Raw genomic sequence first — 13,391 nt, 5'->3', positions numbered from 1 at the left:
CGAGCGGGCCGGGCGCGTGGCCGCGACGTGCCTCGGCACGCGGCGTCCGTACGGCGGGTCGACGCGCCCGACCCACGCGCGACCCGACCACCACCCCCGGAGCCCGCCGACCGGGTCGATCCCACGCCCGGTGCCGACAGCGTGGCGAGCGGAGGGTGGTCCGATGAGCACGGCCGGGCGGGGCTGGCGACGCGACGACGTACGAGCTATGCGCCTCGCGCTGAAGGCCGCCGCCCGCGGGCCCCTCGGCGATCCCAACCCGCGCGTCGGGGCCGTCATCACGGCCGTGGACGGCACCGTCGTCGGTGTCGGGCACCACCGTGGGGCGGGCACGCGGCACGCGGAGGTCGCCGCGCTCGACGAGGCGGGGGAGCGGGCGCGGGGCGGTACGGCGTACGTGACGCTCGAGCCCTGCGACCACGTCGGCCGCACCGGACCCTGCAGCAGGGCCCTGGTCGCCGCGGGCGTCGCCCGGGTGGTCTACGCCCAGCCCGACCCCAATCCGACGGCGGCCGGGGGCGCCCACACCCTGCGTGCCGCCGGGGTCGCGGTCGAGCAGGGCCTCTTCGAAGCCGACGCCCGGGCGCTGAACGCCGCCTGGAGCGCGGCGATGGAGCTCGGCCGACCCTTTGTGACCTGGAAGTTCGCGGCCAGCCTCGACGGCCGGTCGGCCGCCGCGGACGGCACGAGCCAGTGGATCACCGGTCCGGCGGCGCGCGCGGACGTGCACGCGCGGCGGGCGGAGTGCGGCGCCATCGTCGTCGGCACCGGGACGGCCCTGGCCGACGACCCGCGGCTCACGGTGCGCGACGCCGCGGGCCGCTTGGTCGGTCGGCAGCCGCTGCGCGTCGTGGTCGGCCGGCGTGACCTTCCGCCCACCGCGCGCGTGCTCGACGGCGACGCCCCCACGCTGCAGGTCCGCACCCACGACCCGGAGGCGGCGCTCGCCGCTCTGCATGAGCGCGGCATCCGGCACGTGTGGCTGGAGGGCGGACCGACCCTGGCCGCGGCCTTCCTGCGCGCCGACGCCGTCGACGAGGTCCTGGCCTATGTCGCGCCGGTCCTGCTGGGCGCGGGCCCGGCCGCGGTCGGCGACCTGGGGGTGGGCACCCTGGCCGCGGCGTACCGGCTTCGGCTGGCCCAGGCCGAGGCCGTCGGCGATGACGTACGACTCACCCTGCGACCCGCCCGGGCCGCAGCCGACCGCACCACCCACCCGGCGCAAACCGGGGCGACCGCCGCGCCGGCGGCGCCCTCCGCGAGCTTCGCGGCGGCCGGAGCAACACAGGAGGCGAGCTAGATGTTCACCGGAATCGTCGAGGAACTCGGACGGGTCGAGGCGATCGAGCGCGGGCCGGACTCGGTCGTGCTGCGGGTGCACGGGCCGACGGTCGTCACGGACGCCCGGCACGGCGCGTCCATCGCCGTCAACGGGGTGTGCCTCACGGTGACCGGCCACGACGAGGCCACCTTCACCGTGGACGTCATGCAGGAGAGCCTCGACCGCAGCAGCCTCGGGGCGCTGCAGCCGGGCAGCCCTGTCAATCTGGAGCGGGCGATGCGCGCGGATGGCCGGTTCGGCGGGCACGTCGTGCAGGGCCACGTCGACGCCACGGCGACCTGCCTGCGCCGTCAGCCGGGCGAGAACTGGGAGGTGGTGACGTTCGCGTTGCCGGCGGCGCTTGCGCCGTACGTCGTGCACAAGGGCTCCATCACCCTCGATGGGGTGTCGCTCACGGTGTCCCGCCTGGCCGACGACGAGTTCGACGTCAGCCTCATCCCGACGACGCTGGAGCTCACCACGCTCGGGGCGCTGCCGGTGGGGGGCACGGTGAACGTGGAGGTGGACGTGCTGGCGAAGTACGTCGAGCGGTTGCTGGCCACGCGTTACGCCGAGGTGGCGACCTCATGACCGCCGGGTTTTCGAGTGTCGAGGACGGCCTGGCCGCGCTGCGGGCGGGGCGCCCGGTGCTCGTGCTCGACGACGCGGATCGCGAGAACGAGGGCGACGTCATCCTGGCCGCCGAAACGCTGACGGCGCCGTGGCTGGCCTGGACGATCCGGCACAGCTCCGGCTACCTGTGCGCCCCGATGACCGACGCGCGCGCCGACGCCCTGGAGCTGCCGCCCATGGTCGCGGACAACCAGGACCCGCGGCGGACGGCGTACACGATCACCTGCGACGCCGCGGCCGGCATCAGCACCGGCATCAGCGCCGCCGACCGGACCCACACGATCCGGCTGCTCGCCGACCCGACCACCCGGGCGAGCGACCTCATCCGGCCCGGCCACGTGGTGCCGCTGCGGGCCCGTCCGGGCGGCGTCCTGGAGCGGGCCGGGCACACCGAGGCGGCGGTCGACCTGGCCCGCCTCGCGGGGCTGGCGCCGGTGGGGGCCATCGGGGAGCTGGTCAACGACGACGGCACGATGATGCGGACCCCGCAGGTCCTCGCCCTCGGCGCCGAGCACGCCCTGCCTGTGCTGACGATCGCGGACCTCATCGCCTGGCGGCGTAGCCATGACCCTCTCGGAGTCTGCGCGACCGACGCCGGCCCGGCCGAGGCGGGCGCGGCCGACGCCGGCACCCTCCACGCCGGCCCGGCGAGGGTGACCGCGTCTCGCCCGGTGCCCTCGCGGGTGGAGCGGGTGGAGCGGGTGGAGCGGGGCGAGGAGGCGGCGCTGCCCACGCCGTACGGCACCTTCCGCATCGTCGGCTACGCCGACCGCGACACCGGCGCCGAGCTCGTGGCCCTGATCAGCCCTCTGGGGGCGACCCCGGTCGGGCGGCCGCCCGTGGTGCGGGTGCACTCCGAGTGCCTCACCGGCGACTCGTTCGGCTCGCTGCGCTGCGACTGCGGCCCGCAGCTGCAGGCGGCGCTGGCGGCCGTGGCCGCGGAGGGCGGCGTCGTGGTCTACGTGCGCGGCCACGAGGGCCGCGGGGTCGGCCTTCTCGCCAAGCTCGCCGCGTATCACCTGCAGGACGGCGGCGCGGACACCGTCGATGCGCAGCTGCGGCTGGGGCTGCCGGTGGACGACCGGGAGTACGGCGGGGCCGCCGACGTCCTGGCCGACCTCGGGGTGCGCAGCCTGGTGCTGCTCACGAACAATCCCGACAAGGTCGCCGCGCTGCGCGCGGCAGGCCTGGACGTCGTCGACCGCCGCCCCCTGCACGTCAGCCCCAACCCCGCCAACGCGGCCTATCTCGCCACCAAGCGGGACCGGATGGGCCACCTGATCGCCGGCCCCGGGCGGGGCGCTCCGCTGGCCGCCTGCACCACCCGCTCTCCCCTCACGATGGAAGGTTGATCATGGCCGGGCACGGTTCCCCCCAGCTCGCGGCGGACGGGAGCGGGCTGCGCGTCGCGCTCGTCGCGTCCACGTGGCACGAGGAGGTGATGGGCGGCCTCATCGACGGCGCTACCCGGGCCCTCACCGAGGCGCGTTGCGACGACATCACGCTGGTCCGCGTCCCGGGCAGCTTCGAGCTGCCGGTCGCGTGCGCGCGCCTGGCAGCGACGTACGACGCGCTCGTCGCCCTGGGCGTGGTCATCCGCGGCGGGACGCCGCACTTCGAGTACGTCTGCTCCGGCGCCACCCTCGGCCTGACCCAGGTCGCGGTCAACACCGGGACGCCGATCGGCTTCGGGCTGCTGACCTGCGATGACGAGCAGCAGGCGCTCGACCGCGCCGGCCTTCCCGGCTCGCGGGAGGACAAGGGCTACGAGGCGGCCCAGGCCGCGGTCGTCATGGCCGCCACCCTGGCCCGCGCCCACCGCGCCAGCGCGGCCGACTTCGCCGACTTCGGGGACGGATCGTGATGGATCTCCTGCGGCAACTGTTCGAGGCCAAGATCTCCGTCGGCGGCTACCCGCTGTATTGGCGCGAGATCATCGGCAACCTCTTCGGATTCGCCTCCGCCATCGGCGGGCTGCGGCGCCGGGTGTGGGCCTGGCCGATCGGGATCGTCGGCAACGTCATCCTCTTCACGGTCTTCTTCGGCACGGCGCTGTCCGTCGACGACGGCCGGCACCCGCTGTTCGGCCAGTCCGCCCGCCAGGTGTTCTTCATCATCACCAGCGTCTACGGCTGGTGGCGGTGGAATCAGGCGCGTGCCGGCCGGGCCAAGGACGCGCCGGCGATCACGCCGCGCTGGGCCAGCGGGCGGGAGCGCGCCGGCTACCTGGCCGCGTGGCTGCTCGGGGTGCTGGTCGCGCAGGCCGTGTTCGCCAAGGTCGGGGCCGGGTGGCCGGCGCCGGACTGGTACTACTGGACCGACGCCTGGATCTTCATGGGCTCGATCGTGGCGACCTTCGCGATGGCCCGCGGCTGGAATGACTTCTGGCTGTGCTGGATTGGCGTGGACCTCATCGGGGTGCCGCTGCTGTGGCACTCGGCGTACTACCCCAGCGCCGTGCTCTACGCCGTCTACGGCGGCCTGGTGATCTACGGCTTCTTCGTGTGGCTGCGGGCGTCGCGGACCGAGCGCGCGGACGGCACGCCGATCGCCGACCCCGACGCCGCCCCCGTCAGCGGCTGAGGCCAACCCGCGCCCGGAATCCCGCTCAGGCTCAGGGGTACACCTGCCGATGGGGCCGTCGAGACGTGCGCCGACGTGGCGCGCCCAGGGTCGCCCACGGCGACCGCAGACGGGGAGGGCCCGATGGGGCAGGAGCGGGACCAGTACGCCGGATGGGTCGGCGACGCGAGTGGCCTGCGCGTCGCCATCGTGGCCGCGCGCTGGCACCCGACGTACATGGACGGCATGCTCGCCGGCGCCCAGCTCGCCCTGTCCGAGCACGGCGTCGCCGACCCCGAGATCATCCGCACGCCCGGGGCGTTCGAGCTGCCGGTTGTGTGCGCGCGGGTGGTTCGCAAGCCGTACGACGCGCTGGTCGCGCTCGGCATCATCCTCAAGGGCGGCACGCCGCACTTCGAGTACGTCGCGCAGTCCGTCACCCAGGGCCTGTCCCGGGTCTCGACGGCCTCGGGCATCCCGATCGGCTTCGGCGTACTGACCTGCGACAACGAGATGCAGGCCCGGGACCGGTGCGGCGTGCACGGCAGCCGGGAGTCCAAGGGCTACGAGGCCGGCATCACCGCGCTCGCGACGGCCACCGTGCTGCGCGAGTGGGACCTGCACCCGCGCGCCTAGCGACCGCAGGCCTTGGCGGGCTCATCGGGTCGACCCGCCAGTCAGTCCCGACGATCATCGATGTGCCGCACCGCAGAGATCGTCGGTGATCCTTCACCCAAGCGCAGGTCAGGCGATCGCGTCGGGCGGTCACGTCGGGTTGCCGACATCGATGATCGTCGGTGGGGACGGTGCGTCGGCTCCGTCGGCGGTCCGGACCTGCCGGGTCATGGTCTGGAGAGGGCCAGGTGTCCTACCGTGAGGCGTGGGCCTCACCGGGGCGGGGACGCGTGACGTGCCGTTCCGCGCGTACGTCGCGCGTTGCGGCGATCGGTTGTGGCGCCGGGCCTGGCTGCTAGCCGCGGGGGATCGAACCGCCGCGGAACGGCTCCTCGGCGTCGCGCTGGCCACGACGTGCGACGGGTGGGGTCCCGACTCCGATGACGCCGTCGAGACCCACCTCGCCCCGCGGCTGATGACCCGAGTCACGGCCGAGGCCAAGGCGACTCGCGACGGTGCCCCCGCGGCAACGTCAGGGCGTGCCGGACTGACCGACGAGGCCATCGCGGCGCTGCCCGCGGGTGCTGCGCCGCCTCACCGGCCTGCCGCGTCGGCGCCCGGGCCAGCAGCCGAGGACGAGAGCGCTGCTGTGCCGACGACCGACCCTGCGGCCGATGCGGCCCGGGCGCGTCGAACGCTGGCACGCCTGTCGGGGCTCGATCCCGCGGCCCGCGCGGCGCTGATCACGCATGTCCTTGACGACCTCGACGAGGCGGGGGTGGCGGCGGCGCTCGATCGCCGACCGCGCGAGGTGCGCGCCGACCTGGCCCGGGCGTCGGCGGCGTGGCCGCACGGACGTGGAGTCGCAGGGCTGGCAGGGGTCGCGGCGGCGCTGCGCGAGGCGGCCGAGGAGGTCGATCCGCCGAAGTCGGCCCTGATCGCGCGGGTGCTGCGGGGCGAGGTCGAGGATTCGCCAGCGGGAGGTCGGGCACCCGGGTCGGGCGGCACTCGCGACCGATGGACGCGGTGGCGGCGGCGTCGCCGCACGGTGTCGCGCTCGCCCGGCCATCCATCCCGCGCGGCGGTGGCCCTCGTCGGCGCGGTGGCGCTGGTCGGGGCCCTCGCGGGGGCGCGCCAGTTGGCGGCCTTCGCACCGGCCGCGGCTCCCGTCACCGACGTGACCAGTTCGCCGTCCAGCCCGGTGACACAGGCGGGGGGGAGGGTGCGGCCCAGCGTCAGCTACGAGGAACTGCCGCCCGGATCGCCGGCGAAGCTGCCGGCGTACGTGGCTGAGGACGCGGCAGGGGCGTTGACCTACGTCGATGGCGCCGTCCGCACCCCGTTGCCGGGCGTGACGGGCGTCGTCGTGTTGCCGCGGACGACGGGCCCGCCCCTCCTGCTCGCACGGCCGGGCAACCCCCAGGGCCCAGGGGACCCGGTGCGGCAGCGCCTCCTGCGTCTCGACCCCCGCGAGGGACCCCGCACCCTCGTCGAGGACACCATCGGCGCCGCCTGGCCGTCGTCCGACGCCCGGTACGTGGCCTTCCTACGCATCGACACAGCGGCGGCGGGCGGCATCGCCTCCCCGGGCGCGCTCACGCTGGTCGTCGTCCGGTCGATCGACGGGGTGGCGGTGGCGTCGCGCGCGACCCCGACGCTGCTCGGCTCGGGCTGGATCGGAGATCGGCTCGTCGTCGGGGACGGCAGCAAGCTCGTGACGTGGCGAGCCGAGGAGGGCTGGGCCGAGCATGCGTTGCCGGTGCGCTACGAGGGTCCTGTCGTGGCGCGCTCGGTGGCGCTGCTGTTCCGGGCGACCGGTCCGAACGACCCGACCTGTGTGCGGCGGTGGTCGCTGGCGACCGGGTTGGACGATCGCGTCCTGTGGTGCGACGACGGGCTCATGACGGCGAACTGGCCATCGCCGAGCGGCGGGATGGTGCTGACGGTGGTGCGGTACGCCGAGCCTGGGGGGAAACAGATCGCGTGGGGCAGCCTCGACGCCGTCGCCGGCGGCCACGTGGCGTTTGAGCTGCCCTCGAACGCCTACCCGCTGAGCTCACCCGTCAGCGAGACCTCGGCGTGGGAAGACGACACGCACGTCATCTTCAAGGTGGGCGGCTCGGGTGACTCCCGCGCGGGGATTCGGTGCGACGCCATGACGGGTGGTTGCGAGCGGGCGCTGCTCCCGGCGGATCTGGCCTGACCGGGGCCTATGGCGGCGGACCGATCGAGCGTGGCGTCGCGGAGCGCGGCTCAGGTCGCCGTGATCAGCCGGGCCAGGGCGTCCGCGGGGCCGTCGGGGCGGTCCGGCTCGCCCCAGGCGTCGATCATCGCCGGGGTAACCGTGACCTCGGAGAACGACCACCCGGGCAGGTCGCTGCGGCCCCACCGGCCGGGCAGCCAGAGGCTCTCGGTCTCTGCGATCTCCACGGCCCGGCGAAGCAGCTCATCGGGCTCGCGTTCGAGAAGCACCCGAAAGGCGGTGGTGTGCGGGCGGTCCGGGGCGGTGCGGATGCCCCGGGCCTGGAGGGCGGCGGCGTGCCGCACGGCGTACGCGTGGCACTCGCCCATCCGCGGAAGCTGCCGGTCGAGACCGCGCAGGGCGCCCAGCGCCAGCGGCGCGATCGAGAAGAGCGTGCCCCCGTGCCGACGCCGCCATAGCCGGGCCTCGGCGATCACGTCGGTCGGTCCGACCAGCGCCGCGCCGGCCAGGCCGCCGAGCCCCTTGTAGAAGCTCACGTAGGTCGTGTCGGCCAGCGACGTGATCTCGGCGAGCTCGCGGTCGTAGTGCGGGGCCGACTCCCACAGCCGCGCCCCGTCCAGGTGCAGGGCGATGCCGCGGGCACGGCAGGCGTCCGCGACGGCGACGAGGTCGTCCCAGCCCGGCAGCAGGTACCCGGCGTCCCGCAGGGGCAGCTCGAGGAGCACGGCCGCGAGCCGCCCCGGGAGCGCGTCGACGTGCGCGCGGGTCGGGGTCACGGCCCCGACCGTGAGGTGGTCGACCTCGAACCCGTGCAGCCGCCGTGGCTCGTCGTCCTCATGGACCAGCAGGCGGGACAGGTCGGGCAGCGCGATCCGGCGGGTTCCCGCACGGTCACACCGGACGCGTAGCGCGGCCGGCTGCGCCATGACGCCACTGGGGAAGAACGCCGCGGCCGGCGCCCCCAGCAGCTCCAGGAGTCGGCGCTCGAGCTCGGCGACGAGACCGCCCTCGCCGTACCGGTCCCAGCCGCCGGCTTCGCCCAGCGTGTCGGCGAGGTCGGCGAGGTCGCGCAGCTCTCGGGCGGGGCTCGGCCGAGGCGGCACCAGGGCGCGGTCGGCGGTCTCGTGCAGCGAGGTGAGACGCGCCAGGAGGGCCTCGTCGGGCGATGTCATGCCTGCCAGCGTGCCATCGCCGACTCGACGGCGGCGTTCGACAACCACTCCCGCGAGAGAGCTCTCGGGTGAGCACCGCGGTCAACGCTCCCGCGGGGACGGGACGGAGCGCTGGCGACCCCACCGGTGCTGATCGACCTGCCCTCCGGCCGGGGCCGGCCACCGCGGCTCGCGGTCCGCGGTGCTGCCGGCCTCCGAGAGCCCGGGTCGACTCCTGATCAGCATGGTCGTCGCCGACTCATCGCGACTGGTCGGGTGCGATGTCGTGACCGCGCGCTGCGAGCCGGCCCCGACCCGGCCGGCGGATACGCCTTGGGCTGGCGACCCCCGATGGCGCCCCGGCGGCGGTCTGGCGACGCGGCACGATCAATACCCCCGGATCCGGACCGCACCGGCCCGATCACCGGGGTATTGATCGTGCCGCGCAACGCCTGGGACCGCCCTCGGCTGTCCCCGGGCGTTGCCTGTCCCCGCCCCGGGGGGCCGCCAGGGGCCCTGTTGTCCGGCCTCGGCGCCCAGACCCTCGGCGGGCCAGGGCCTCGGCGGCCGGGTCCCCGGGGGAGTCGACTCCTGCCAGGGCGGGTGAGCACACCTACGCACGGGAGTTCACCCGCCCTCGGGTGAGTCGCCTCACTCGGGGCGTGGGGGTTCCACCCCCAAGGACGACCGGCTCCGGGAGGACTGGGGGACGACCGGCTCCGCGAGGACTGGGGGACGACCGGCTCCGCGAGGACTGGGGGACGACCGGCTCCGCCGACGGCTGCAGGGGTCGGACCGGATGACGGGCAGCGGCGTCGCCGGCCCGGTCGGGCTTTCGGGGCCGTGCCGTTGGCCTCGGATGCGTCCGGGCGGGGTGACACACGCGACACGCCGTACCTGCCGTTCGCAGTCAACCTTTCGCCCGCCGGCCGCGTCTGGGCAGCATGAGTAGCGTGGGCGAGCGCAGCGACCGAGACGAGGCGTTCACGGTGTTCGTGCGTCTGCACGGGCACGCGCTGCGCCGCTACGCCTACGTCCTGACCGGCGAGGCCTCGGCCGCGGACGATCTGCTGCAGGCGAGTCTGGGGAAGTTGTACCTGGCCTGGGACAAGGTCGCCGCGCCTGACGCCCGGCTCGCGTACGCCCGACGCACCATGGCGCGGACGCAGGCGTCGTGGTGGCGGCGGCCTGTACGCCGAGAGCGCCCGGCCGCCGACCCGCCCGAGCCGACCCGCCCCGGTCCGGACGGGGCCGCGGCGCTGCGCACCGTCGACGACCGTGACGAAGTGTGGCGGCTGCTCGCGACGCTGCCGCCTCGGACCCGGGCGGTGCTCGTGCTGCGGTATTACGAGGACCTGCCCGAGGCCGACATCGCCGCCGCGCTCGGCTGCTCGGTCGGGAGCGTCAAATCCCAGCTCTCCCGCGGCCTCGCCCGGCTGCGGCTGCAGCGTGCCACCGGCGCATCGAGTCAGCCATCGCACGACGCGTCGGCCCCGGAGGTGACCCGATGACACCCGCGACCCGCTCCGATCACACCCCGAACCCCGATGCGCTCAGCGTGACCATGCGCCGCCGAGCCGACCTCCTCGCGGCTCCCGACTCCGGGCTGGCCGATCGCGCCATCGCCGGGGGAGTGCGCCGGCGGCGCCGCGCCGTGGCCGCCTCTGCGGGCGGGGTCGCCGCGGCGCTGCTGCTCATCACGGGCGTGGCGCTCGGCACCCACCAGCTCGGCGCCTTCCCCAGCGATCAGGTCCCCGCAGCCACGGCGAGCCGCACCTCACCCAGCGAGGCCCCCCGGCCGGTCGGCACGCCGGGGCCGGACATCGTCGACGTCATGACCAGCACACCGGCGGGGGCAGCTGAGGGGATGGGTACCGGTCCGGCGGTGGCGGCTCTGCCCCATGTGGTCATCCGAGGCCAGCGGATCGCCGTAGTGAAGGGCGACTGGGAGCAGGCCCTCACCCCGACGCTCGTCCCCGGCCCGTCCGCGGGCCTGAGGGGAGCGCCCACGTGATCGCGGATACGCCGGACGGCGTCATCATCGTGAACCCGGGCGAGGATCCGCGTGCGGGGGTGATCGTGCGGGTCACGTCGTCGAGTCGGCAGATGTACGGCGATGACGGATCGGCCCGCGACGTGGCGGTGCGCCCCGACGGGTCCCAACTGATCTACCGACAGGACGTCGTCCAACCGGGCGGCGCCCGCTCGCAGGAGGTGGTGATCCAAGACCTGCCGTCCGGGCGCTTCGTGGCCAAGTTGGGGATCTCGGGGAGCGGGCCTATCACCTACGCGGCCGGCCGCTGGTGGATTCCGCAGCAGGCGGATGGCGCGACGGGTCCCCAGCGCTTCGTGGCCGTGGATACCCGCGACTTCTCGACCCGAGGGGTATCTGACCAGCTCACCGTGGGCGGCGACCGACTCATCCCGCGGTCGGTGTTCCCATCGGGATCCGAGCGAGTGATGGTGCTCGGGAGCACGGAGGCGGGCAGCTCGTCCTGCCTGTACGCCGTGATGCCGAACCAGCCCACGTCGGTCGAGCCGCTGGCGTGTGCGAGGGAGTTGGTCGCCGCGACGCCGGTCTCCCCGGACCAACGCCGCGTGATCGTCCGGTGGCAGTCGGATCGCGACGGGGGCTCCAGCGGCTACGCCGTGGTCGACCTCGAGCGGCTCACGATCGCGCGGTTCCGGGTGCCCCAAGGGGGCCAGCCGTTTATGCCGGCCTTCCAGCCCGTCTGGGAGGACGCGACCCATGTGCTGATGGCGCTAGCGCCCATGGTGGCCCCGCCGGTGTCCCGCTGCGACGTGACAACGACGACCTGCGAGCTCGCCCCGGAGCCTACGCACGTCATGCGCCTCCAGGACGGGCGGGACACCACCGGCCTCGGCTGACAGGGAGACACACTCCCCGGCGGCTCTGGGCACGGGGAAGCGGCACCGGAATGAGCCCGCAGGGCAAGGTCGGTGCCGCGGGACGATCAATACCCCCGGATCCAGGCCGTGCCGGCCCGATCACCGGGGTATTGATCGCGCCGCGAAACGCCCCGGGGCGGCCCGGCCGGCTGTGCCCCGCGCCCGGGTGTGGCGGCCCCGGCGGCCGGATGTCGGGCGGCGGCCTCGCGGGCCCGGTCGCGCCCGGTACCATCTGCGCACGTGAAGAGCTTCGAGGACCTGTACGCCGAGCTGGTCGAGAAGGCCCGGACCCGCCCAGCCGGTTCCGGCACGGTCGAGGAACTCGACCGGGGCGTCCATTTCATCGGCAAGAAGCTCGTCGAAGAAGCCGCCGAGGCGTGGATGGCCGCGGAGTTCCAGAGCACCGACGAGGCCGCCGCCGAGATCAGCCAGCTGCTTTACCACGCCCAGGTCATGATGATCGCCAAGGGGCTGACCCTGGAGGACGTCTACCGGCATCTGTGAGCGGCGGGCAAGCCGCCGCGCCGGTGAGCGGCGGGACAGCCGCCGCGCCGCACGCCGTACCCTCCCACTGCCACCCAGCACCCGAAAGACGAACTCATGCTGCGCATCGCCGTACCGAACAAGGGCAGCCTCTCCGAGGCCGCCGTCACCATGCTGCGCGAGTGCGGCTACCGCACCCGGCGCGACGCCAAGGAACTCGTCGTCGGCGACCCCGACAACGACGTCGAGTTCTTCTACCTGCGGCCGCGGGACATCGCCGTGTACGTCGGGTCCGGCACCCTCGACGGCGGCATCACCGGCCGGGACCTGCTGCTGGACTCGGGCAGCGGGGCCGTGGAGACCATGGCGCTGGGGTTCGCGGCGTCGACGTTCCGGTTCGCGGGGCGCCCCGGGGTGGCCAACGGCGTGGCGGAGCTGGCGGGCAAGCGGATCGCCACGAGCTACGACGGTCTCGTGGGCGCCCACCTGGCCGACCACGGCGTCGCGGCCACCGTGGTGCGGCTCGACGGGGCCGTCGAGACCTCGATCACGCTCGGCGTCGCCGACGTCATCGCGGACGTCGTCGAGACAGGTACGACGCTGCGCAACCAGGGCCTCGTCGTGTTCGGCGAGCCGATCCTGCGCAGCGAGGCCGTGCTCATCGCCCGCGAGGACACCGCCGACAGCCCCGGCCTGGCCGTCCTGCAGCGGCGGCTGCAGGGGGTCCTGACGGCCCGCACCTACGTCATGGTCGACTACGACGTCCGCGTCGAGCTCGTCGAGTCTGCCTGCGCGATCACGCCCGGGCTGGAGTCGCCGACGGTGAGCCCGCTGCACGATAAGGGGTACGTTGCCGTCCGCGCCATGGTGCCCCGCAAGGGCATGAACCGGGTCATGGACGCCCTCTACGCCCTCGGCGCCCGCGGCATCCTCATCACCGATATCGCCGCCTGCCGCCTGTGACGAGCGGCGCCGCCCCGTCGCCGCCACGGCGACCGCGGCGCACTAGCGTGGGTGGCGTGAGCGGGAGTGTGAAGAGCGAGGTCGACCCGTACGCCGTGATGCGCCCGAAGCGGGGGCGGGTCGTGGCGATCGTGCTGGCGGTGGTGGTGTTCCTGGCGTTCACGTACGCCGCCATCACCGTCCCCGGCCGCGACGGCCAGAAGGGCGACTGGGGCATCATGGACCGGTTGCTCATCTTCGCGATGGGCGCGGCGATCGCCTGGTTCATCTGGCGGTTCGCCACGATCCGGGCGGTGCCGTCGGAGCGCGGGATCGTCGTCCGCAACCTGCTGATCACGCGAAAGCTCACCTGGCCGGAGATCATCCGGATGCAGTTCGGCGGGGCGGCGCCGTGGGCGCACCTGGACCTGTGGGACGCCGACACGGTGGCGGTGATGGCGATTCAGAAGGCGGACGGCGCGTACGGGCGGGAGATGGCGGGCCGCCTCGCCGCCCTCGTCCACGTGCACTCCAGCGCGGCCGAGCCGGAGTCGGGTCAGCGCGGCTAGCA

14 protein-coding genes are annotated in these 13,391 nt (G+C 74.5%); 13 read left to right on the top strand and 1 reads right to left on the bottom strand.

Features of this window, described 5'->3' with window-relative positions:
- Nucleotides 1–163 precede the first annotated feature (163 nt).
- The 7 genes from ribD to IPK37_19255 all read left to right on the top strand — a co-directional run bounded on the left by ribD (nucleotide 164) and on the right by IPK37_19255 (nucleotide 7,334).
- Nucleotides 164–1,300, top strand: coding sequence for a bifunctional diaminohydroxyphosphoribosylaminopyrimidine deaminase/5-amino-6-(5-phosphoribosylamino)uracil reductase RibD (ribD, locus tag IPK37_19285; GenBank protein QQS00880.1), 1,137 nt, complete (start codon nucleotides 164–166; stop codon nucleotides 1,298–1,300).
- The gene (locus IPK37_19280; GenBank protein ID QQS00879.1) at nucleotides 1,301–1,912 is read left to right on the top strand and encodes a riboflavin synthase; all 612 of its coding nucleotides are present in this window, start codon (nucleotides 1,301–1,303) and stop codon (nucleotides 1,910–1,912) included.
- Nucleotides 1,909–3,306: a 3,4-dihydroxy-2-butanone-4-phosphate synthase gene (gene ribB, locus IPK37_19275; GenBank protein ID QQS00878.1), complete on the top strand. Its 1,398-nt coding sequence runs from the start codon at nucleotides 1,909–1,911 to the stop codon at nucleotides 3,304–3,306. The genes IPK37_19280 and ribB overlap by 4 nt, the downstream gene beginning before the upstream one ends.
- A 2-nt stretch (nucleotides 3,307–3,308) precedes the next feature.
- Nucleotides 3,309–3,818, top strand: a complete 510-nt coding sequence (locus IPK37_19270; protein QQS00877.1) for a 6,7-dimethyl-8-ribityllumazine synthase — start codon at nucleotides 3,309–3,311, stop codon at nucleotides 3,816–3,818.
- A complete protein-coding gene (locus IPK37_19265) occupies nucleotides 3,818–4,537 on the top strand; it encodes a nicotinamide mononucleotide transporter (protein QQS03023.1) in 720 nt (239 codons plus the stop codon). Before IPK37_19270 ends, IPK37_19265 begins: the two co-directional genes overlap by 1 nt.
- Before the next feature lie 123 nt (nucleotides 4,538–4,660).
- Nucleotides 4,661–5,152 (top strand): 6,7-dimethyl-8-ribityllumazine synthase, encoded by a 492-nt coding sequence (locus IPK37_19260; protein ID QQS00876.1) that lies wholly within the window; start codon nucleotides 4,661–4,663, stop codon nucleotides 5,150–5,152.
- 244 nt (nucleotides 5,153–5,396) lie between these two features.
- Complete coding sequence (locus IPK37_19255) at nucleotides 5,397–7,334, top strand: hypothetical protein (GenBank protein ID QQS00875.1); 1,938 nt, start codon at nucleotides 5,397–5,399, stop codon at nucleotides 7,332–7,334.
- A 50-nt stretch (nucleotides 7,335–7,384) separates the two neighbouring features.
- Here IPK37_19255 and IPK37_19250 read toward each other — a convergent pair whose 3' ends face one another.
- Nucleotides 7,385–8,506: a threonine aldolase gene (locus IPK37_19250; GenBank protein ID QQS00874.1), complete on the bottom strand. Its 1,122-nt coding sequence runs from the start codon at nucleotides 8,504–8,506 to the stop codon at nucleotides 7,385–7,387.
- A 923-nt stretch (nucleotides 8,507–9,429) separates the two neighbouring features.
- On the opposite strand from IPK37_19250, the gene IPK37_19245 reads away from it, so the two are divergent.
- The 6 genes from IPK37_19245 (at nucleotide 9,430) to IPK37_19220 (ending at nucleotide 13,389) form a co-directional block, all read left to right on the top strand.
- On the top strand, nucleotides 9,430–9,996 hold the full coding sequence (locus tag IPK37_19245; protein QQS00873.1) for a SigE family RNA polymerase sigma factor: 567 nt from the start codon (nucleotides 9,430–9,432) through the stop codon (nucleotides 9,994–9,996).
- Nucleotides 9,993–10,499, top strand: coding sequence for a hypothetical protein (locus IPK37_19240; GenBank protein QQS00872.1), 507 nt, complete (start codon nucleotides 9,993–9,995; stop codon nucleotides 10,497–10,499). Before IPK37_19245 ends, IPK37_19240 begins: the two co-directional genes overlap by 4 nt.
- Nucleotides 10,496–11,374 carry a hypothetical protein gene (locus IPK37_19235; GenBank protein ID QQS00871.1) on the top strand — a complete coding sequence of 293 codons (879 nt, stop codon included), beginning with the start codon at nucleotides 10,496–10,498 and terminating at the stop codon, nucleotides 11,372–11,374. The genes IPK37_19240 and IPK37_19235 overlap by 4 nt, the downstream gene beginning before the upstream one ends.
- A 261-nt stretch (nucleotides 11,375–11,635) precedes the next feature.
- The gene (locus IPK37_19230; GenBank protein ID QQS00870.1) at nucleotides 11,636–11,899 is read left to right on the top strand and encodes a phosphoribosyl-ATP diphosphatase; all 264 of its coding nucleotides are present in this window, start codon (nucleotides 11,636–11,638) and stop codon (nucleotides 11,897–11,899) included.
- A 96-nt stretch (nucleotides 11,900–11,995) separates the two neighbouring features.
- Entirely contained in the window at nucleotides 11,996–12,841 is an 846-nt protein-coding gene (locus tag IPK37_19225; protein ID QQS00869.1) for an ATP phosphoribosyltransferase, read from the top strand.
- 98 nt (nucleotides 12,842–12,939) lie between these two features.
- Nucleotides 12,940–13,389: a PH domain-containing protein gene (locus IPK37_19220; protein ID QQS03022.1), complete on the top strand. Its 450-nt coding sequence runs from the start codon at nucleotides 12,940–12,942 to the stop codon at nucleotides 13,387–13,389.
- The last annotated feature ends 2 nt before the right edge of the window (nucleotides 13,390–13,391 follow it).

Origin of the sequence: Austwickia sp., from assembly GCA_016699675.1 — a bacterium.
GTDB lineage: Bacteria > Actinomycetota > Actinomycetes > Actinomycetales > Dermatophilaceae > Austwickia.
Note: the sequence above shows the minus strand (reverse complement) of the source record. Positions and strands in the feature narration are given on the sequence as shown.